This is a genomic window from Enterobacter sp. 2VL (genome assembly GCF_005503595.1).
Lineage (GTDB): Bacteria > Pseudomonadota > Gammaproteobacteria > Enterobacterales > Enterobacteriaceae > Enterobacter > Enterobacter cancerogenus.
The window spans coordinates 137,544-159,276 of record NZ_SCNE01000002.1; the positions used below are offsets into that span (position 1 = coordinate 137,544).

Annotated in this window: 17 protein-coding genes; 12 read left to right on the forward strand and 5 right to left on the reverse strand. The window is 56.9% G+C overall.

From position 1 onward, the window contains the following. The first annotated feature begins 39 nt into the window (after positions 1-39). Both aat and infA read left to right on the forward strand, forming a co-directional pair. Positions 40-747 carry a leucyl/phenylalanyl-tRNA--protein transferase gene (aat, locus tag FFS28_RS05065; protein ID WP_137848958.1) on the forward strand — a complete coding sequence of 236 codons (708 nt, stop codon included), beginning with the start codon at positions 40-42 and terminating at the stop codon, positions 745-747. Positions 748-1,031: 284 nt separating this feature from the next. Continuing rightward, complete coding sequence (infA, locus tag FFS28_RS05070) at positions 1,032-1,250, forward strand: translation initiation factor IF-1 (protein WP_002211347.1); 219 nt, start codon at positions 1,032-1,034, stop codon at positions 1,248-1,250. A 205-nt stretch (positions 1,251-1,455) separates the two neighbouring features. Here the strand turns inward: infA and clpA are convergent, their stop codons facing one another. Next, on the reverse strand, positions 1,456-3,735 hold the full coding sequence (clpA, locus tag FFS28_RS05075) for an ATP-dependent Clp protease ATP-binding subunit ClpA (protein ID WP_058609246.1): 2,280 nt from the start codon (positions 3,733-3,735) through the stop codon (positions 1,456-1,458). 27 nt (positions 3,736-3,762) lie between these two features. Then, complete coding sequence (gene clpS / locus FFS28_RS05080) at positions 3,763-4,083, reverse strand: ATP-dependent Clp protease adapter ClpS (RefSeq protein ID WP_006174393.1); 321 nt, start codon at positions 4,081-4,083, stop codon at positions 3,763-3,765. 267 nt (positions 4,084-4,350) lie between these two features. Here clpS and cspD point away from each other — a divergent pair, with 267 nt between their 5' ends. Beyond that, positions 4,351-4,572: a cold shock-like protein CspD gene (gene cspD / locus FFS28_RS05085; protein WP_006174390.1), complete on the forward strand. Its 222-nt coding sequence runs from the start codon at positions 4,351-4,353 to the stop codon at positions 4,570-4,572. A gap of 70 nt (positions 4,573-4,642) precedes the next feature. On the opposite strand, the gene macB is transcribed toward cspD, so the two are convergent. Continuing rightward, entirely contained in the window at positions 4,643-6,583 is a 1,941-nt protein-coding gene (gene macB / locus FFS28_RS05090; RefSeq protein ID WP_137848959.1) for a macrolide ABC transporter ATP-binding protein/permease MacB, read from the reverse strand. Further along, positions 6,580-7,695 carry a macrolide transporter subunit MacA gene (gene macA / locus FFS28_RS05095; RefSeq protein ID WP_137848960.1) on the reverse strand — a complete coding sequence of 372 codons (1,116 nt, stop codon included), beginning with the start codon at positions 7,693-7,695 and terminating at the stop codon, positions 6,580-6,582. The genes macB and macA overlap by 4 nt, the downstream gene beginning before the upstream one ends. Positions 7,696-7,855: 160 nt before the next feature. Between macA and FFS28_RS05100 the strand changes: the two genes are divergently transcribed. Continuing rightward, positions 7,856-8,812, forward strand: a complete 957-nt coding sequence (locus FFS28_RS05100; RefSeq protein ID WP_137848961.1) for a VirK/YbjX family protein — start codon at positions 7,856-7,858, stop codon at positions 8,810-8,812. Here FFS28_RS05100 and FFS28_RS05105 read toward each other — a convergent pair. Beyond that, positions 8,809-10,467: an ATP-dependent endonuclease gene (locus FFS28_RS05105; RefSeq protein ID WP_006174385.1), complete on the reverse strand. Its 1,659-nt coding sequence runs from the start codon at positions 10,465-10,467 to the stop codon at positions 8,809-8,811. The genes FFS28_RS05100 and FFS28_RS05105 overlap by 4 nt on opposite strands. Positions 10,468-10,767: 300 nt before the next feature. Between FFS28_RS05105 and aqpZ the strand changes: the two genes are divergently transcribed. The 8 genes from aqpZ to FFS28_RS05145 all read left to right on the forward strand — a co-directional run bounded on the left by aqpZ (position 10,768) and on the right by FFS28_RS05145 (position 21,273). Then, positions 10,768-11,463: an aquaporin Z gene (gene aqpZ / locus FFS28_RS05110; RefSeq protein WP_058609249.1), complete on the forward strand. Its 696-nt coding sequence runs from the start codon at positions 10,768-10,770 to the stop codon at positions 11,461-11,463. 242 nt (positions 11,464-11,705) lie between these two features. Continuing rightward, positions 11,706-12,605 (forward strand): LysO family transporter, encoded by a 900-nt coding sequence (locus FFS28_RS05115; protein ID WP_006174379.1) that lies wholly within the window; start codon positions 11,706-11,708, stop codon positions 12,603-12,605. Between the two features lie 143 nt (positions 12,606-12,748). Continuing rightward, a complete protein-coding gene (hcp, locus tag FFS28_RS05120) occupies positions 12,749-14,392 on the forward strand; it encodes a hydroxylamine reductase (protein WP_137848962.1) in 1,644 nt (547 codons plus the stop codon). 10 nt (positions 14,393-14,402) lie between these two features. Continuing rightward, the gene (hcr, locus tag FFS28_RS05125) at positions 14,403-15,371 is read left to right on the forward strand and encodes an NADH oxidoreductase (protein WP_137848963.1); all 969 of its coding nucleotides are present in this window, start codon (positions 14,403-14,405) and stop codon (positions 15,369-15,371) included. Positions 15,372-15,958: 587 nt separating this feature from the next. Next, entirely contained in the window at positions 15,959-17,677 is a 1,719-nt protein-coding gene (gene poxB / locus FFS28_RS05130) for a ubiquinone-dependent pyruvate dehydrogenase (RefSeq protein ID WP_137848964.1), read from the forward strand. Between the two features lie 38 nt (positions 17,678-17,715). Then, positions 17,716-18,717 carry a low-specificity L-threonine aldolase gene (gene ltaE, locus FFS28_RS05135; protein ID WP_137848965.1) on the forward strand — a complete coding sequence of 334 codons (1,002 nt, stop codon included), beginning with the start codon at positions 17,716-17,718 and terminating at the stop codon, positions 18,715-18,717. Between the two features lie 14 nt (positions 18,718-18,731). Continuing rightward, a complete protein-coding gene (locus FFS28_RS05140) occupies positions 18,732-20,168 on the forward strand; it encodes an SDR family oxidoreductase (RefSeq protein WP_137848966.1) in 1,437 nt (478 codons plus the stop codon). A gap of 91 nt (positions 20,169-20,259) precedes the next feature. Then, positions 20,260-21,273, forward strand: a complete 1,014-nt coding sequence (locus FFS28_RS05145; RefSeq protein ID WP_088207909.1) for a 3-beta-hydroxysteroid dehydrogenase — start codon at positions 20,260-20,262, stop codon at positions 21,271-21,273. The last annotated feature ends 460 nt before the right edge of the window (positions 21,274-21,733 follow it).

Below are 21,733 nucleotides of genomic sequence, written 5' to 3' on the forward strand. Positions count from 1 at the left end.
ATTGTACCGATACTACTCGCGTACTGGAGTTCTGCTGTCATGCGCCTGGTCCAGCTTTCTCGTCATAATATTGCGTTCCCTTCCCCGGAGGGCGCGCTACGTGAGCCTAACGGGCTGCTGGCCCTGGGTGGCGATCTCAGCCCGGCGCGGCTGTTGATGGCGTACCAGCGCGGCATTTTCCCGTGGTTTTCCCCCGGCGATCCCATTTTATGGTGGTCGCCCGATCCCCGTGCCGTGCTGTGGCCCGCGCAGTTTCACCTGAGCCGCAGCATGAAACGTTTTCACGCCAGGTCAACCTGGCGCGTCACCCTGAACCACGCCTTTGGCCAGGTCATAGAAGGTTGCGCCGAAGATCGTCATGAAGGCACGTGGATCACGCGCGACATTATTACCGCTTACCATCAACTGCATGAGCTTGGCTATGCGCATTCAATCGAGGTCTGGAATGAGGGCGGCGAACTGATTGGCGGCATGTACGGCGTTGCTCAGGGCACGCTGTTCTGCGGTGAATCGATGTTCTCCCGCGCCGTAAACGCATCCAAAACGGCGCTGCTGGTTTTTTGTGAGGAATTTGCCGGGCGCGGCGGAAAGCTAATGGATTGTCAGGTACTTAACGACCATACCGCCTCGCTGGGCGCGGTTGAAATCCTCCGTCGCCATTACATTGAACACCTGGATACCTGCCGTCAGGAGACGCTCCCGCGCGATTTTTGGCTACCCCGAACACTCTTTATGCCCGGAGCCTAAATGTTTTCCGCACATTTTTTATGAGGGTGTTATAATTACGCCGCAGAATAGGTTCTGCCTGTTGCCCCGCCGCCGTTTGGGACCCCCGCTTCAGATAACGTCCTGACGTTTATCCTGTTGTCTCCCCTTTACGAATGCGCTTCCTGTTCGGTTGTACCGTGACGCCTGGGCAATACGCTGAGACTGTTTTGCTGCGTTTTAAACGCGCAATTCTTTACTTAATTGATGAATTTCGGCATTATCTTGCCGGTTCAAAACTTGGTAGTGATACCCCAGAGGATTAGATGGCCAAAGAAGACAATATTGAAATGCAGGGTACCGTACTTGATACGTTGCCTAATACCATGTTTCGCGTAGAGCTGGAAAACGGTCACGTGGTAACTGCGCACATCTCCGGTAAAATGCGCAAAAACTACATCCGCATTTTAACGGGCGACAAAGTGACTGTTGAACTGACCCCGTACGACCTGAGCAAAGGCCGCATTGTCTTCCGTAGTCGCTAATCGTTTTCGCCTTTAATGGCAGATGAATATTGAAATTGAAAAGGTCGGGATAACCCCGGCCTTTTTTATTAATGGCTTTAGTGTGGCCTAACGGGAAGATGTCTTGTCGCCTGTGGATTCATCCCGGCCCTCTACCAGGGGGAGAAGAAGAAAAGCAGGCACAAAAAAAGCCGGATTTTTAACCCGGCTTGTAAACTAAAACAAATCAGTGAGCCGCTTCCGGCTTGTGCTTCGCCGCACTCTGGAAGTCGTAGGTCAGTTCATTCTTGGCCTGATCCAGCGCTACGGTGACCTGGCCGCCGTCCACCAGCGAGCCAAACAGCAGCTCGTTCGCCAGCGGTTTCTTCAGGTTATCCTGAATCACACGCGCCATCGGACGCGCGCCCATCGCACGGTCGTAACCTTTCTCGGCCAGCCAGTTGCGGGCCTCCTGGCTGACTTCCAGCGACACGCCTTTCTGATCCAGCTGAACCTGCAGCTCGACGATGAACTTATCCACCACCTGATGGATCACTTCGGTAGAGAGGTGATCGAACCAGATAATGTTGTCCAGACGGTTACGGAACTCCGGCGTGAAGATCTTCTTGATCTCCTCCATCGCATCGGTGCTGTTATCCTGGTGGATCAGGCCGATGGATTTACGCTCGGTTTCACGTACGCCGGCGTTGGTGGTCATCACCAGCACCACGTTGCGGAAGTCCGCCTTGCGCCCGTTGTTATCGGTCAGCGTCCCGTTGTCCATCACCTGCAGCAGGATGTTGAACACATCCGGGTGCGCTTTCTCGATTTCATCGAGCAGCAGTACCGCGTGCGGATGCTTGATCACCGCGTCGGTGAGCAGGCCGCCCTGATCAAAGCCCACGTAGCCCGGAGGCGCACCAATCAGACGGCTGACGGTGTGACGCTCCATATACTCGGACATATCAAAGCGCAGCAGCTCAATGCCCAGCGCTTTGGAGAGCTGCACCGTCACCTCGGTTTTCCCGACGCCGGTTGGGCCAGCGAACAGGAAGGAACCAACAGGCTTATGGTCATGCCCCAGCCCGGCGCGGGCCATCTTGATCGCTTCGGTTAAGGCCTCAATGGCTTTATCCTGACCAAAGACCAGCATTTTCAGGCGATTGCCGAGGGTGCGAAGCGTGTCGCGGTCGCTCTGAGAAACGCTCTTCTCAGGGATACGCGCGATACGTGCCACCACGGACTCGATATCGGCCACGTTAACGGTTTTCTTACGCTTGCTGACCGGCATCAGACGCGCACGCGCCCCTGCCTCATCAATCACGTCAATGGCTTTATCCGGCAGGTGACGATCGTTGATGTATTTCACCGCCAGCTCCACCGCCGCACGCACCGCTTTCGCGGTATAACGCACGTCGTGGTGCGCTTCGTACTTGGTTTTCAGGCCGTTGATGATCTGCACCGTTTCGTCAACCGACGGTTCGGTGACGTCGATTTTCTGGAAGCGACGCGCCAGCGCACGGTCTTTCTCGAAAATGTTGCTGAACTCCTGGTACGTAGTGGAGCCCATCACGCGGATCTTGCCGCTGGAAAGCAGCGGTTTGATCAGGTTAGCGGCATCCACCTGGCCACCGGAGGCGGCGCCTGCACCGATGATGGTGTGGATTTCATCGATAAACAGGATGCTGTTGGTGTCCTGCTCCAGCTGTTTCAGCAGCGCCTTAAAGCGTTTTTCAAAATCGCCGCGGTATTTGGTGCCCGCCAGCAGCGAGCCGATGTCCAGCGAATAGATGGTGCAATCGGCAATCACTTCCGGCACGTCGCCCTGCACGATCCGCCAGGCCAGGCCTTCGGCAATCGCCGTTTTACCGACGCCGGATTCCCCCACCAGCAGCGGGTTGTTTTTACGGCGGCGACACAACACCTGGATTGCGCGCTCCAGCTCTTTGTCGCGGCCAATCAGCGGGTCGATACCGCCCACGCGAGCAAGCTGGTTAAGGTTGGTGGTGAAGTTTTCCATACGATCCTCCCCGCCTGCTTGCTCATCGGTGTTGTTAATCTGGTTGCCGGGATCGGATGCCTGATTCGGCTCGTCTTTTCGCGTACCGTGAGAGATAAAGTTCACCACGTCGAGTCGGCTGACTTCATGTTTGCGCAGCAGATAGGCCGCCTGGGACTCCTGCTCGCTGAAGATGGCGACCAATACGTTCGCGCCAGTCACTTCGCTACGCCCGGAAGACTGGACGTGGAATACCGCACGCTGCAACACGCGTTGGAAGCTGAGCGTCGGCTGCGTGTCGCGCTCTTCTTCACTGGCTGGCAGCACCGGTGTGGTTTGTTCGATGAAGGCCTCGAGTTCCTGACGTAGCGCCACCAGATCCACGGAGCAGGCTTCCAGCGCTTCGCGGGCAGATGGGTTGCTAAGCAGTGCGAGCAGTAAATGCTCGACGGTCATAAACTCATGTCGGTGCTCACGCGCTCTGGCGAAAGCCATGTTTAAACTGAGTTCCAGTTCTTGATTGAGCATAGGCACCTCCCCCAATTTTATGCCTTATCAGGCTTTTTCCAGCGTACACAGCAACGGATGCTCGTTCTCCCTCGCATAATCGTTCACCATCGCCACTTTGGTTTCCGCCACTTCTGCCGTAAAGATGCCGCAGATGGCTTTGCCTCGATAATGAACGGTAAGCATCAGTTGCGTTGCACGTTCTACATCATAAGAAAAGAACTTTTGTAGCACGTCAATAACAAATTCCATCGGCGTGTAATCATCGTTCATTAACATAACTTTATACATAGATGGCGGTTTTAGCGCGTCGCGCACTTTATCTTCCGCCAGCTGGTCAAAATCCAGCCAATCGTTGGTCTTACCCATTTTGCATAACCACGTTGAATCTACCTCAGAAGTTAGATAACAATCATCTATTACTGTCATCCGCGATGTCTGTCACAAACCGCTGCAATAGCGTTAACTGCCTCAAATTTTGGTTGATTATTGTCCCAACTCCAGCGCCAAACGCTTGACGGCTTCTTTCGTTTATCTAAATTGTACAAGCGTGAGTTGGCGAGGTTTTGAACAGCCCCCACTCCACCACCGGTTCATTCCATCTTAATTTATAAGATTTACGAAGGATGTCGAAGCATGGAAATGGGTACTGTTAAGTGGTTCAACAACGCCAAAGGGTTTGGCTTCATCTGCCCTGAAGGCGGCGGCGAAGATATCTTCGCTCACTATTCCACCATTCAGATGGATGGTTACAGGACGCTCAAAGCCGGGCAATCCGTTCGGTTCGATGTACACCAGGGGCCAAAAGGCAATCACGCCAGTCTTATCGTGCCCGTAGAAGCTGAAGCGGTTGCATAGCGCTTAGTTTCATTGTGTACACCCTGCAGACAAAATGCCAGCCCGATCGGCTGGCATTTTTATTTTCGGGTTATTCCCGCGCCAGGGCATCCACCGGATCGAGCCGCGCCGCATTGCGTGCCGGTAGCCAGCCGAACAGGATGCCGGTAATGGTTGAGCACAAAAACGCGGTCAGAATTGCCAGCGGCGAGAAACCAATCTCCCAGCCGGGTAAAAAGAGCTGGAGCGCGAAAGCAATCATCATCGACAGCGCAATACCCATCGCGCCGCCCACCAGACACACCAGCACCGCTTCAATCAAAAACTGCTGCAACACGTCGCTGGCACGGGCGCCCACCGCCATACGGATGCCAATTTCGCGCGTACGCTCCGTGACCGACACCAGCATGATATTCATCACCCCAATACCGCCGACGACTAAAGAGATCACCGCCACCAGCGTCAGGAACATCTGTAGTGTACGTGTGGTCTTTTCTGCCGTTTTCAAGATCCCGTCCATGTTCCAGGTGAAGAAATCTTTCTTCCCGTGGCGCAAAGTTAACAGCCGCTCAATCTGCTGCTCAGCAAGCGCGCTGTCGTAGCCCTCGTTCACGCGAACGGTGATGGAGTTAAGCCACGACTGTCCCATAATGCGCCCGGAAATGGTGCTGTAGGGCAGCCAGACGCGCAGGATCTTGCTGCTGCCAAACATAGACTGCTTTTCTTCTGCCACGCCGATGACCGTCGCCGGCATATTTCCGACGAGGATCACTTCGCCCACCACGCTGGCCTTATCCGGGAACAGTTGCTTGCGCGAGTTGGCGTCCAGCACCACCACCTGCGCCCTGCCCGCCAGCTGTTCGGCATTAAAGGTTGCGCCCTCGCTGAAGGTCATGCCGTAGACGTTAAAATAGTCCCCGCTCACGCCGTTGGCGCTGGCCGCGACGTCGATGTTGCCGTAGCGCAAACGCAGGTTCTGCGATACCGCAGGCGTCGCAGAGTTAACCCACGGCTGCTTCTGGAGCGCCGCCAGGTCGTCATATTTCAGCGCCTGCTGATTCTGCGGCTCGTCGTCACCAAAATCCTTGCCGGGATAGACATCAATGGTGTTGGTGCCAATCGCGCGGATATCCGCCAGCACCAGCTGCTTGGCGGCATCTCCCACCACCACAATCGACACCACCGAGGCGATGCCGATGATGATGCCGAGCATGGTCAGCAATGTGCGCATTTTATTGGCCGCCATCGCCAGCCAGGCCATGGTCAGCGCCTCGCGAAATCCGCTGGAGAACTGTCCCCAGCCCGTTGATACAGGCAGCGCTTCTTTCGGCGCGGCCGCTCTGGACGCACGCGGCGGCGGATTGCTGACCAGCTCGCCGTCGTGGATCTCAATAATCCGCTCCGCCTGCGCCGCCACCTGCGGATCGTGGGTAACGATAATCACCGTATGCCCCTGATCGCGCAGCTGGTGGAGTATCGCCATCACCTCTTCGCCGGAATGGCTGTCGAGCGCCCCGGTGGGTTCATCCGCGAGGATCACCTGCCCGCCGTTCATCAGGGCGCGCGCGATACTCACGCGCTGCTGCTGGCCCCCGGATAGCTGCGACGGCTGATAGTCCACCCGCTCCGCCAGCCCCAGCCGCGTGAGCAGCGCCTTCGCACGCTCCAGGCGTTTTTTGCGTTCCACACCCGCATAGACGGCAGGCACTTCCACGTTTTGCGCCGCACTCAGGTGCGACAGCAGATGATAGCGCTGGAAGATAAAGCCGAAGTGTTCCCGACGCAACTTCGCCAGCGCGTCGCTGTCCAGCGTCGAGACATCCGTCCCGGCCACCCGATAGGTGCCGCTGGTCGGCTTATCCAGACACCCGAGGATGTTCATCAGCGTGGATTTGCCGGAACCGGAGGCCCCCACAATCGCCACTATCTCGCCCGCTTCAACGCGCAGGGAGATGCCCTTGAGCACCTCCACCGGCCCGTCTCCGGAAGGATAGCTGCGACGAATATCATTCAGCTCAAGCAGCGCCGTCATTTAGCGGCTCCGGGTAAACTTTCGCTGGTGACCACCTCTTCGCCCTCTTCCAGCCCTTTCTCGATCACCACGTCGGTATCGTTACGCGCGCCGATTGTGACCTCACGTTCGCGGGTCTCGCCGTTGCGCAGCACTTTAACCTTATAGCGGCGGTCGCCTGCGGATTCACCCAGCGCAGAGAGCGGAACGGTCAGCACGTTTTTCACACCGGTCAGCTGGATATGCACCTGGGCGGTCATGTCCAGACGCAGAACGCCCTGCGGGTTCGGCACCTCGAAACGGGCGTAGTAGAAGATAGCGTCGTTAACCTTTTCAGGCGTAGGCAGGATATCTTTCAGCACCCCTTCATAGCGGGTCTGCGGGTCGCCCAGCACCGTGAACCAGGCTTTTTGACCCGGCTTAAGATGGATCACATCCGCCTCGGACACCTGTGCTTTGACCAGCATCGTGCTCATATCCGCCAGCGTCAGAATGTTCGGTGCCTGTTGCGCTGCAATCACCGTTTGCCCCTGGAGCGTGGTGATCTGGGTGACTTCCCCGGCCATTGGCGCGACGATTTTGGTGTAGTCGAGGTTGGTTTTCGCCGTATCCAGCGAGGCCTGGTTGCGTTTGATCTGCGCGTCGATGGTGCCGATCTGCGCCTGTTTTACCGCCAGCTCGGTGGCCGCCGTGTCCAGATCCTGCTTTGAGATCGCCTGTGTTTTTGCCAGCGCCTGCTGGCGCGTCAGCGTGACCTGCGCAAGATTACGCTCGGCCAGCGCCTGGCTGCGCTGGGCGCGCAGCTCCATTAGCGTGGCTTCCACTTCACGGATCTGGTTTTCTGCCTGCTCCGGGTCAATTACCCCCAGAAGCTGGCCTTTCTTGACCTTATCGCCAATCTCGACCGACAGCGTTTTCAGCTGGCCGCTAACCTGCGCGCCGACGTCAACTTTGCGCAGGGCATCAAGCTTGCCCGTCGCCAGCACGTTTTGTTGCAGCTCGCCTGGACGAACGATCAACGTTTGATACTGAGGTACAGGCGCGTTAAGCACCTGCCATAGCCAGAATCCACCCGCTAATACCACTACCGCCAACAGCAGAAACAGTTTTCCGCGTTTTCCCTTGAGGTTCATAAATATTCCAAATAAATGTTCTGGCAATCATAACTGCTGATTCTATCTAAACCACTCGTCAACGAAACCCCCTCTTTCCTGACAACGTCGGAATTTGTTGACGAGATGTTGATAAATCCCCTGCTGAAATAGCGCTATTCCCTAAGAAGCAGGATCTATCATGTCTTCCATCGTCGATACACCTTATTCACACCTGCCACAACCCAAATCCGGCTGGCAGCTTTTCAAATGCCTGGCGCGCGGTACCCTCACTCCGGGCCTGGCGTGGCAAAACCCGGCCTATCGGCGTAAATTCCTGTTACGTTCGCTGGCTACGCCTTTCAGCACTGCCCGGCTGCTGGCAGACCTGGCAAAGCAACCGCGTCTGATACAAATGCTTCGGGTACAGCCCGGCCTGCCGTGCCGCCTGCATCGCCCCTGGCTGACCGTCAATATGGACCGCGCACGCGCGCTGGCGTCAATTAACTGGCACTATCAGGCCATGAGTCGTCATCTTCCTGCTGCGCTGCTCAACGGTTATCTGTCAAATCAGGGTGCGACGCTGCTGACCTTAACCGGTAAAGATGAACAGCAGTTTACCGTTCGCCTGTGCGCAGACGCGTTCCTGGATAAAGAAGGCGAAGCGACTCTCGCCTTTTGCGACCATCAACATACCGTGCTGGCCGAGATGACCTTCACGTTATGCGAGTTTAACGGAAAATCCACCCTCTTTATTGGCGGGCTTCAGGGCGCCAAAGCGCACGTCCCGCACGAGATGATTCAGGGTGCGACCAAAGCCTGCCACGGGTTATTCCCGAAACGCCTGCTGGTGGAAGCGGCCATGACGCTTGGCGCGACCTTCCCGGTAGAGCAGATTATCGCGGTGAGTAACGCCACCCATATCTATCGCAGCTGGCGCTACCGCAAGAAAAAAGAGGGAAAACTGCTGGCCGATTACGACAGTTTCTGGCGCTCGATTGGCGGCCAACCGCAGGACGACGGCAATTTTGCCCTGCCGCTGACCATGCCGCGCAAACCAATGGAAGAGATAGCGAGCAAAAAACGCTCAGAATACCGCCGCCGCTATGAACTGCTTGACAGCCTGATCGCCCAGGTGACCCAGGCCAGCCGCAGTTAATCCGCTCTCCCGCGTGCCAGCCACAGCACGCGGGAGAACATTTTGCGCAGCAGCGTCGGCACCGACTCCACGCCGCGTCTTCCCGCTTCCGTTGCCACTTCAATCGCCAGATCCGGTTTTGACGAACGGTGAATGGCTTTGGCGATGACCCGACGCATATTCATCGGGACATCCACCGGCACCATGGCCACGCGGTGAAACACATCATCGAAACCCTGACGATACATAAAGTGTTCCATGTCCATCGCGGGCAGCGTGGTCAGATGATCGCGCTCTTCTTCCCGGTCATTGTTCAGCAAGCTGCGCACGGTGGAGGCGTACTTTTTCCCCGCCTCGTCACCGTCTACCAGTACATGCCACTGAATGCCCATCCGGCGGGCAAATTTAATGAGCGGCTTTAACCCGGACTGGGCAAACTCAATCACCTTGATCCCTTCGGCGTCAAAGTGATGGCCGCACTGGCGCGCCAGCTCGTTGATCACCCAGGTCTCCGTTTCCCCTTCCACCAGCAGCCAGCAGCGCGCAAAAAGCGAGGAGGCGCGATTAAAGCGGATATGAAAGGCAATGCGCCGCCCGTCCTCGGCATTTAAGCCGCCCGGCCCCAGCCGGTAAGCGGAAACGCGGGATGATTCGCGCACCAGGCGACAGACGTATTCGACCGGCGTAAGGGAGAGCAGCTCCCCGGAGTTGGTGGTCGTGATGCGCTGGAGAGGCAGCAAATTGAGCAGATGCCACGCCACGGAGAGCATGATCGGATGCAGACGGGTTTCGGGGTCTTCCACCAGCAGCAGCGGCCGCGCATCGCGGTCCAGACGGACGGTGCCTTTCGCCTGCAGCAGCGTTGAGAACAGCCCCAGCAGAATAACCCGATGGGTGCGCCCGCCGGGCCTGTCGATCATCCGGTTGATGATATCCAGGTAGCGCCAGCTGCGTTGTTCATCGTGGGAGCGGCGGCGCATCAGCCGGTGGCGAGAAGGCGACATCCCCTGCTCGGAGAAATAGTGCTCCAGCAGCTGTACCATGGCCGACAGCCCCTGGCGGATCTGCCCGTCGGTAAGATTCTGTGGCCGGGAGACCAGCTCGCGCGCCAGAAAATCCAGCTCGCGGGCAGTGACTTCAACGTCCGGCATATCCGGAACCGTGCCGTTGCGGATACGTCGCATAAAACGCGCGTCGCGCAACCGGAGCACGGGCATCAGCCGGTTCAGATGGCGGGCAAGCTCGTCAATATTCTCCAGCGGAATGGGGTTGCCTTTCTCATCCAGGAATTCGCGCAGGGTTAACACGCTGTCCGTCCCGGCCAGCTCCCCTTCCAGACGGTAGAAAATGCGGTGATAGTCATCGGCGCACGGTACCCAGCAGGGCGACATAGGGCGGAACCGGCGCACGCGATGCCGCCCCGGCTCGGACTCACGGAAGGTCAGAATAATATGCAGGTGTTTCTCGCGGCCAGTCACATCGCCCGGCGGGAACCAGAAGTCATCATGAACAAAATGGTAGAGCTTTTCTTCAGGCGAAAGCAGCAGCGTCAGCGCGTCCAGCAGGCTGGATTTACCCCAGGCGTTCTCACCGATCAGGACGTTGTTCTGCTCAAGCTGCAGCGACAAACGGTTAATACCGCGAAACCCGACAATTTCCACACGTTCGAGAAGCATAAATCCCCCGCGAGATGGCCACTTTTTCCTTCAAGTTATCAGCAGTATAGCGGGATGCACCCTTTCGGAACACCGCAATATATGAATAGTCTTGTCAAGAAATACCCATTGCCTGTGTAAGGTCAATCCGAAGCAAGGATTCACAACACCTTGCCTTAAATCAAATTAAACGAATTTATTTGAGTGGCGAAGGTATGGAATGGGTTTTTAAAATAGCGGCTCTTTAAATCGTCATCCTTTTTTGACGATATCCCCCGCGCACGGCAATACGTGTGCGGTAGTTTATTATTTGAGGTGGTTATGTTTAGAAAATTGGCGGCAGAATGTTTTGGTACATTCTGGCTGGTGTTTGGTGGCTGCGGTAGCGCCGTTCTTGCAGCCGCATTTCCGGAATTAGGCATTGGTTTTGTCGGTGTGGCGCTGGCTTTTGGTTTGACCGTATTAACCATGGCCTATGCCGTCGGGCATATTTCCGGCGGTCATTTTAACCCGGCGGTAACTTTAGGTTTATGGGCAGGCGGTCGTTTCCCGGCGAAAGATATCCTTGGTTATATTATTGCTCAGGTTGTGGGCGGTATTATTGCCGCCGCAGTGCTGTACGTTGTTGCCAGCGGTAAAGCGGGCTTTGACGCCGCAGCCAGCGGTTTCGCCTCTAACGGCTACGGTGCGCATTCACCAGGCGGTTTCTCTATGCTGTCTGCAATTGTGATTGAGATTGTCCTTACCGCAGGCTTCCTGCTGGTGATCCACGGCGCAACGGATAAACATGCGCCCGCAGGTTTTGCCCCCATTGCTATTGGCCTGGCGCTGACGCTTATCCACCTGATCTCCATTCCCGTCACTAACACTTCCGTTAACCCGGCACGCAGCACCGCGGTTGCCATTTTCCAGGGCGGCTGGGCGCTTGAGCAGCTGTGGCTGTTCTGGGTGATGCCGATCGTCGGCGGTATTCTGGGCGGCCTGCTCTACCGCACCCTGCTGGAAAAACGCGATTAACGTTTTTCTCTTTTCCTCTCCCTGTGGCAGAGAATGCGTGTTTTCTCCCTCTCCCCGGACTGTACAGTAGGAGAGGGCTGGGGTGAGGGCATCAGACTGCAACGCGCGGTATTGTGCCGGGTGGCGGCTTCGCCTTACCCGGCCTACGGGTCCCACCCGGCTTATTTTTGTGGCTTTACTGGGCAGCCGTTATTGGGTAGTGTCTTTGGCGCTTAACAAATACCCATAAGGACCGGCTGTTCATGTTTTCAGGACTCCTCATCATTCTTCTGCCCCTCATTGTGGGCTACCTCATTCCGCTGCGTCGTGAATCAGCTTTAAGGCTCATCAACCGTTTTCTCAGCTGGATTGTCTACGTTATTCTTTTCTTTATGGGGATCAGCCTGGCGTTCCTGGATAACCTGGCGACCAATTTACTTTCCATCCTGCATTATTCTGCCGTGACGGCGGTGGTTATTTTAGCCTGTAATATTGCCGCCCTCTTCTGGCTGGAACGATCTATTCCATGGAAAAATACCCACCATCAGGAAAAATTGCCGTCCCGTATTGCCATGGCGCTCGAATCGTTAAAATTATGCGGTGTCGTGGTATTGGGTTTTCTGCTGGGACTGACCGGATGGTCTTTTTTACAGCATGCCACCGAGGCCAGCGAATATACCCTGATTTTCCTGCTGTTCCTGATTGGCATTCAGCTGCGCAATAACGGCATGACCTTAAAACAGATTGTCCTTAACCGTCGCGGCATGATGGTGGCGGTGATCGTGGTGGTCAGTTCCCTGGTGGCGGGCGTCATTAACGCCTTTATTCTTGGCCTGCCGCTGAAAACCGGGCTGGCGATGGCCTCGGGGTTTGGCTGGTATTCGCTGTCCGGCATTCTGCTGACCGAATCGTTCGGCCCGGTCATTGGCAGCGCGGCGTTCTTTAACGATCTGGCGCGCGAGCTGATTGCCATCATGCTGATCCCCGGTCTGGTGCGCCGCAGCCGCTCCACCGCGCTCGGCCTGTGCGGTGCCACGTCGATGGACTTCACCCTGCCGGTCCTGCAGCGTTCAGGTGGCCTTGAGATGGTCCCTGCCGCCATCGTCCACGGGTTTATTTTAAGCCTGCTGGTCCCTGTTTTGATGGCCTTTTTCTCCGCCTGATAGCCACGAGGCGGCCGATTCAGGCCGCCAAAATTGCGCTAAATCAATATCCCTCTATTTTGTAGAAGAAACCCCTTTTCTCCGCTGTGGCACAGGCATAACCTTAAACATGTATATCAAATATAACTTTAACAGGTGTGATTATGTTTTGTGTGCAATGTGAACAAACCATCCGTACTCCGGCAGGCAATGGCTGCTCCTGGGCGCAGGGGATGTGCGGTAAAACCGCCGAGACGTCAGACCTGCAGGATCTGCTGATCGCTTCCCTGCAAGGGCTTTCCGCATGGGCATTCAAAGCCCGCGAATACGGTATTATCGACCACTACGTCGACAGCTTCGCGCCACGCGCATTTTTCTCCACGCTGACCAACGTTAACTTTGATTCTCCTCGCATCGTCGGCTATGCCCGCGAAGCCATTGCCTTGCGTGAAGCGCTGAAGGCCCAGTGCCTGAACGCCGACGCCAGCGCGCGCGTGGATAACCCAATGGCCGAGCTGCAGTTGGTGAGCGGCGACCTGCAGCGTCAGGCGGCGGAATTTACCCCGAACAAAGACAAAGCGGCGATTGGCGAGAACATTCTTGGCCTGCGTCTGCTGTGCCTGTACGGCCTGAAAGGTGCCGCAGCCTATATGGAACACGCGCACGTTCTCGGCCAGTACGACAACGACATCTATGCCCAGTACCACAAAATCATGGCATGGCTCGGCACCTGGCCTTCCGACATGAACGCTCTGCTGGAGTGCTCAATGGAAATCGGCCAGATGAATTTCAAGGTAATGAGCATTCTGGATGCCGGTGAAACCAGCACCTACGGCCACCCAACGCCAACCCAGGTCAACGTTAAAGCGACCGAAGGCAAATGTATCCTGATCTCCGGGCATGACCTGAAAGATCTCTACAACCTGCTGAAGCAAACCGAAGGCACCGGCGTTAACGTCTATACCCACGGTGAAATGCTGCCTGCACACGGCTACCCGGAGCTACGTAAATTCAAACACCTGGTCGGGAACTACGGCAGCGGCTGGCAGAACCAGCAGGTTGAATTTGCCCGCTTCCCTGGCCCAATCGTGATGACCTCTAACTGCATCATCGACCCTACCGTGGGCGCGTATGATGACCGCATCTGGACCCGCAGCATCGTCGGCTGGCCGGGCGTGAGCCACCTCGAAGGCGACGATTTCGGCCCGGTTATCGCCCAGGCGCAGCAGATGGCTGGCTTCCCTTACAGCGAAATCGAACACCTGATCACCGTGGGCTTTGGCCGCGAAACCCTGCTGGGTGCGGCAGATTCCCTCATCGACCTGGTGAGCCGTGAAAAACTGCGCCACATCTTCCTGATTGGCGGCTGTGACGGCGCGCGCGGCGAGCGTAACTACTTCACTGATTTCGCCACCAGCGTACCGGATGATTGCCTGATCCTGACGCTGGCGTGCGGGAAATACCGTTTCAACAAGCTGGACTTCGGCAACATCGAAGGCCTGCCGCGTCTGGTCGATGCCGGTCAGTGTAACGACGCCTACTCAGCCATCATTCTGGCCGTTACCCTCGCAGAGAAACTGGGCTGCGGCGTGAACGACCTGCCGCTGTCACTGGTGCTCTCCTGGTTCGAGCAAAAAGCGATTGTCATCCTGCTGACCCTGCTCTCACTGGGCGTGACCAACATCGTGACCGGCCCGACCGCGCCTGGCTTCCTGACGCCGGACCTGCTTGCCGTGCTGAACGAGAAATTTGGTCTGCGTTCCGTGACCACCGTTGAAGAAGATATGAAAGAGCTGCTGAGCGCGTAAGGAGAGATTCATGACCATGCCAACCTCACAATGTCCGTGGCGGATGCAGGTTCATCACATCCATCAGGAGACGCCGGATGTGTGGACGCTGTCACTGCTGTGCCATGACTACTATCCGTATCGTGCAGGTCAGTATGCGCTGGTCAGTGTCCGCAACGCTGCGGACACCCTGCGCGCCTACACCCTCTCCTCCACGCCGGGCGTGAGCGAGTACATTACGCTTACCATCCGTCGCATTGATGAGGGTGCAGGTTCCGAATGGCTGACCCGCGACGTGAAGCGTGGGGATTACATCTGGCTTTCAGACGCGCAGGGCGAGTTTACCTGTGACGACAAAGCAGATGATAAATTCCTGCTGCTGGCCGCCGGCTGCGGCGTGACGCCCGTAATGTCAATGCGCCGCTGGCTGGCGAAAAACCGCCCGCAGGCCGACGTGCAGGTGATCTTCAGCGTCCGCTCGCCAGACGATGTGATTTTTGCCGAGGAGTGGCGTAACTACCCGGTCACGCTGGTAGCGGAAAATAACGCTACCCACGGTTTTGTCTCTGGTCGTTTAAGCCGGGAATTGCTGCAAAGCGTGCCGGATATTGCCTCCCGCACCGTGATGACCTGCGGCCCTGCGCCGTACATGGATATCGTGGAAAAAGAGGTTAAAGCGCTGGGTGTGACCCGCTTCTTTAAAGAGCAGTTCTTCACACCTGTCGCCGAAGCGGCAACCAGCGGGATCAAATTCACTAAGCTGCAACCTGCGCAAACCTTCTTTGGCCGCGTGGGCACCACGCTGCTGGAAGCACTGGAAAGCAACAAGGTGCCGGTAGTCGCGGCCTGTCGCGCTGGCGTGTGCGGCTGCTGTAAAACGAAGGTGGTTTCCGGCGAGTACACCGTGAGCAGCACCATGACGTTGACGGACGCAGAAATCGCCGACGGTTACGTGCTGGCCTGCTCCTGTCATCCGCAGGGCGATCTTGTCCTCGCATAAAACGTAAAGGTTCGCTCACAGGCCCGGTAAGCGTTAGCGCCACCGGGCTTTTTTGTCGGGTGGCACTGCGTTTACCCGACCTACGGGGAGTGTGGGGGGGGAATTTCTAAGCTGCCGGTGGGGCAGTGAACATTTATTACATCGTTCGACTTCATCACAGAGCTTTCTAAGCTGCCTGTACGGCAGTGAACAGGTTTGCGTGGCTTGTATCAGACCCATTAATTTTCTAAGCTGCCTGTACGGCAGTGAACTATTCACGGCAACCCCAACCCCTGAAGATGATTTTCTAAGCTGCCTGTACGGCAGTGAACTCACACAATCTAATCCTATCTCATTGTAAAATAAATCTTATCCCCTCACTTTCTTCTGCACACCCTTTTTCCAGAAACCTCCACAGCCCCATGAAAATTCAACAACTTACACATGCTCTAAAAAAAGGGTTTTCACCCGCACTGGTGTGGTAGTTCCCCATGAACAACACCCCCCACGCCCCCGCAAATCGCTGTGCGCAGCGGGGGATTTAACGGGCAATGCGCCGACTTTCTTCTAAGCTTGTAAGCGATATCACAAAAAGGAGAAGGACACCCATGAAACAAACCGTGGCTGCTTACATAGCAAAAACCCTTGAACAGGCTGGCGTAAAACGTATCTGGGGCGTCACCGGCGATTCCCTGAACGGACTCAGCGACAGCCTCAATAAGATGAAAACCATCGAATGGATGCCGACCCGCCATGAGGAGGTTGCCGCCTTTGCCGCAGGCGCAGAAGCGCAGCTTACGGGTGAACTGGCGGTCTGCGCGGGATCGTGCGGGCCGGGCAACCTGCATCTGATTAACGGCCTGTTCGACTGCCACCGTAACCATGTTCCGGTGCTGGCGATTGCCGCCCACATCCCGTCGAGCGAAATCGGCAGCGGCTATTTTCAGGAGACGCATCCGCAGGAGCTGTTCCGTGAATGCAGCCACTACTGTGAGCTGGTTTCATCCCCGGAGCAGATCCCGCAGGTGCTGGCGATTGCAATGCGCAAAGCCGTGCTGAACCGCGGCGTGTCGGTGGTGGTGTTGCCTGGTGACGTGGCGCTCAAGGCCGCGCCGGAGGGCGCCAGCAGTCACTGGTATCACGCGCCGCAGCCGGTGGTCACGCCTGCCGAAGAGGAGCTGAAAAAGCTGGCGCAACTGCTGCGCTACTCCAGCAACATCGCCCTGATGTGTGGCAGCGGCTGTGCGGGTGCGCACCAGGAGCTGCTGGCGTTTGCTGAAAAGCTTAAAGCGCCGATTGTCCACGCCCTGCGCGGCAAAGAGCATGTCGAGTACGACAACCCATTCGATGTCGGCATGACCGGGCTGATCGGCTTTTCCAGCGGCTTTCACACCATGATGAACGCCGATACGCTGGTGCTGCTCGGCACCCAGTTCCCGTACCGCGCGTTTTACCCGACGGATGCCAAAATCATCCAGATTGACATCAACCCGGGCAGCATCGGGTCGCACTGTAAGGTCGATATGGCGCTGATAGGTGATATTAAGTCCACGCTTAGCGCCCTGCTGCCGCTTCTGGAAGAGAAAACCGACCGCAAATTCCTCGACAAAGCGCTGAGCGACTACCGCGATGCGCGCAAGGATCTGGACGACCTGGCGAAGCCAAGCGACAAAGCAATTCACCCGCAGTACCTGGCTCAGCAGATCAGCCGCTTCGCGGACGATGACGCCATCTTCACCTGCGACGTCGGCACGCCGACCGTCTGGGCAGCACGTTATCTGAAAATGAACGGCAGACGCCGCCTGCTCGGTTCGTTCAACCACGGCTCGATGGCAAACGCCATGCCGCAGGCGCTGGGCGCGAAGGCTACCGCACCGGAACGTCAAGTGGTGGCGATGTGCGGCGACGGCGGCTTCAGCATGCTGATGGGGGATTTCCTGTCGGTGGTGCAGATGAAGCTCCCGCTCAAAATCGTGGTCTTCAACAACAGCGTGCTGGGCTTCGTGGCGATGGAGATGAAGGCTGGCGGCTACCTGACGGACGGTACCGACCTGCACGACACCAACTTTGCCCGCATCGCCGAAGCCTGCGGCATCACCGGCATCCGCGTGGAGAAAGCCTCAGAGGTTGATGAAGCCCTGCAGCGCGCGTTCTCCATCGACGGTCCGGTGCTGGTGGACGTCGTCGTCGCCAAAGACGAGCTGGCGATCCCACCGGAGATCAAGCTGGAGCAGGCCAAAGGCTTTAGCCTCTATATGCTGCGCGCCATTATCAACGGACGCGGTGACGAGGTGATGGAACTGGCAAAAACCAACTGGCTCAGGTAAAACATCTCACATTACCTTTTTAACTATAGGGATGTGAGATGATTGATTTACGCAGTGATACCGTCACCCGGCCGAGCCGCGCCATGCTTGATGCAATGATGGCCGCCCCGGTCGGGGATGACGTCTACGGTGATGATCCGACGGTTAACGAACTGCAGCGCTATGCCGCAGAGCTAAGCGGTAAAGAGGCGGCGCTGTTTCTGCCGACCGGAACCCAGGCCAACCTGGTGGCGCTGCTCAGCCACTGCGAGCGCGGCGAAGAGTACATTGTTGGCCAGGGTGCGCATAACTATCTGTACGAAGCCGGCGGCGCAGCGGTGCTCGGCAGCATTCAGCCGCAGCCGATTGACGCCGCGCCGGACGGCTCCCTTCCCCTGGATAAAGTCGCTGCGAAAATCAAAGCCGACGACATCCACTTTGCCCGTACTAAGCTGCTGAGCCTCGAAAATACCCATAACGGCAAAGTCCTGCCGCGCGAATACCTGAAAGCGGCGTGGGAATTTACCCGCGAGCGCGGGCTGGGCCTGCACGTTGACGGCGCGCGCATTTTCAACGCGGTGGTCGAGTACGGCTGCGAGCTGAAAGCCATCACTCAATATTGTGACTCGTTCACCATTTGCTTCTCGAAGGGATTAGGCACGCCGGTTGGCTCGCTGCTGGTCGGCAGCGCGGATTACATCAAGCGTGCGAATCGCTGGCGCAAAATGACCGGCGGCGGCATGCGTCAGGCAGGGATCCTGGCGGCTGCCGGGCTGTATGCGCTGAACAACAACGTTGCACGCCTGAAGGACGACCACGAGAACGCCGCGTGGATGGCGGTACAGCTGCGTGAGATTGGTGCGGACGTCATGCGCCACGACACCAACATGCTGTTTGTCCGCGTGGGCGACGAGCACGCTGCGGCGCTGGGTGAATTTATGAAGGCGCGTGGCGTGCTGATCAACGCCTCACCGGTGGTACGCCTGGTCATGCATCTCGACGTCAATCGCGAGCAGCTCACGGACGTGGTCAAACACTGGCAGGCGTTTTTACAGCGTTAATTAAGGAGAGCAACGTGCCACAACGTATTCTGGTGCTCGGCGCCAGCGGTTATATCGGCCAGCATCTGATCGTCGCGTTAAGCCAGCAGGGGCATCAGGTGCTGGCGGTGGCACGCAGCGTTGAGCGCCTACAAAAGCAAAACCTGCCCGGCGTCACCTGTCACAGCGTCGACCTGACCTGGCCGAAAGAGCTGCCCGCGCTGCTGGAAGGGGTTGATACGCTTTATTACCTGGTTCACAGCATGGGCGAAGGCGGCGACTTCCTCGCTCACGAGCGTCAGGTAGCGATGAACGTTCGCGACGCCCTGCTGCAAACGCCGGTAAAACAGGTGATTTTTTTAAGCTCGCTGCAGGCCCCTGAAAGCGAGCAGTCCGACCATCTTCGCGCCCGCCAGCTGACGGCAGAGACCCTGCGCAGCGCCGCTATCCCGGTCACCGAACTGCGCGCCGGGATCATCGTCGGTGCCGGGTCTGCCGCCTTCGAAGTGATGCGCGACATGGTTTATAACCTTCCGATCCTGACGCCGCCACGCTGGGTGCGCTCGCGCACCACCCCCATCGCGCTGGAGAACCTGCTGCACTATCTGGTTGCACTGCTGGACCATCCGGGCGAGCAGCATCGCGTGCTGGAAGCCGCAGGCCCGGAGGTGCTGAGCTATCAGGAGCAGTTCGAACATTTTATGCGCGTAAGCGGACGCCGCCGCTGGCTGGTGCCGATCCCCTTCCCGACCCGCTGGATCTCGGTGTGGTTTTTAAACGTCATCACCTCCGTGCCGCCAACCACCGCGAAAGCGCTGATTCAGGGGCTGAAACACGATCTGTTAGCCGACGATCGCGCGCTACGCGCCCTCATCCCGCAGGATCTGATCCGCTTTGACGACGCCGTGCGCCACACCCTGAAAGAGGAAGAGAAGCTGGTCAACTCCAGCGACTGGGGCTACGACGCGCAGGCCTTTGCCCGCTGGCGCCCCGAGTACGGTTACTACCCGAAGCAGGCCGGCTTTACCGTCACAACCCAGGCGAGCCTGGCATCGCTGTGGGAAACCATCAACCAGATTGGCGGCAAAGAGCGCTATTTCTTCGGCAATATTCTCTGGCAAACGCGGGGCGCGCTGGATCTGCTGGTCGGTCATCGGCTGGCGAAAGGCCGCCCTGCGCATCCCTGGCTTAAGGTGGGGGATACGGTCGACAGCTGGAAGGTGATTATCGTTGAGCCTGAAAAGCAGCTGGCGCTGCTATTTGGCATGAAAGCGCCGGGGCTTGGTCGGCTCTGCTTTACGCTGAAAGACAAGGGCGATCGCCGTGAACTCGACGTCCGTGCCTGGTGGCATCCGCACGGTATGCCGGGGCTATTCTACTGGCTGTTTATGATCCCGGCGCACCTGTTTATCTTCCGCGGCATGGCGAAGCGCATTGCGCAAATTGCAGAAGCAAAGCGGGAAAAGATCTAAATAAAACGCTTATTCTTTCACGTTTCCCATTGCATACGGCCGTAATTCACGAAAGAATGCGCACGAAATTCTTTCAACACAGTGGATCGATATGAAGGTACTGGTGACCGGGGCGACCAGCGGCTTAGGCCGAAATGCGGTCGAATTTCTGCGCAACAAAGGCATCAGCGTCAGGGCGACCGGTCGCAACGAAGCGATGGGCAAGCTGCTGCAAAAAATGGGCGCTGAATTTGTCCATGCCGACCTGACGGAGCTGGTCTCCTCTCAGGCCAAAGTGATGCTGGCCGGTATTGATACGCTGTGGCACTGCTCCAGTTTTACCTCCCCGTGGGGAACGCAGGAAGCGTTCGACCTCGCCAACGTGCGCGCCACGCGCCGTCTGGGTGAATGGGCCGTCGCCTGGGGCGTGCGTAACTTCATTCATATCTCTTCCCCGTCGCTCTATTTTGACTATCATCACCACCGCGATATTCAGGAAGATTTCCGTCCGGCGCGCTTTGCCTGTGAATTTGCCCGCAGCAAAGCAGCCAGCGAAGAGGTGATCGACCTGCTGGCGCAGTCAAACCCGCATACCCGCTTCACCGTCCTGCGTCCGCAGAGCCTTTTCGGGCCGCACGACAAGGTGTTTATCCCGCGACTGGCGCAAATGATGCACCACTATGGCAGCGTGCTGCTGCCGCGCGGGGGCGATGCGCTGGTAGACATGACCTACTATGAAAACGCCGTCCACGCCATGTGGCTGGCCAGCCAGCCTGACTGCGATAAGCTGGTGTCAGGCCGGGCCTACAACATCACCAACGGCGAACCGCAAACGCTACGCAGCATTGTGCAGCGCCTGATCGATGAGCTAAACATCCACTGCCGCATTCGCTCGGTGCCGTATCCGATGCTGGATATGATCGCCCGCAGCATGGAGCGCTTTGGCAATAAATCGGCCAGAGAGCCAGCGCTGACACACTATGGCGTATCAAAGCTGAACTTTGATTTTACGCTGGATATTTCCCGCGCCGAGCGTGAACTGGGCTATAAACCGGTGGTGTCGCTGGATGAAGGGATTGTGCGTACAGCGGCGTGGCTGCGGGATCACGGGAAATTGCACCGCTAGCTGGGTAGGCCAAAATACAGCATATTGCGGCCTGATGCCCTCACCCCAACCCTCTCCCACGAACCCGTAGGCCGGGTAAGGCGAAGCCGCCACCCGGCAAAATACGGCGCATTGCGGCCTGTTGCCCTTACCCTCTCCCACAGGGAAATGATGTCAAAATAAAATTACAAAAGAAATTTGTGACAGATAACAGAATCATGCAATGAATGATGCTTCGAGCGTGCATTATGACAGAAATGATTACAATGAAGAAAAGCTTGAAGCCCTTTTGAAATAGGGAAATAAGTTAAAAGAAATAACGGATAACAACTGATACATCGAATTATTTATTTGGCGAATTTAACTGGGGCAGCCTATTTATAATAATTATAAATAGGCTGCCTTTTTGATTTTCTTTTTTATAAGTGGGAGCAGGATCACTATGATTTAAGCATTCCTTATAAGATGATAATATCATTAA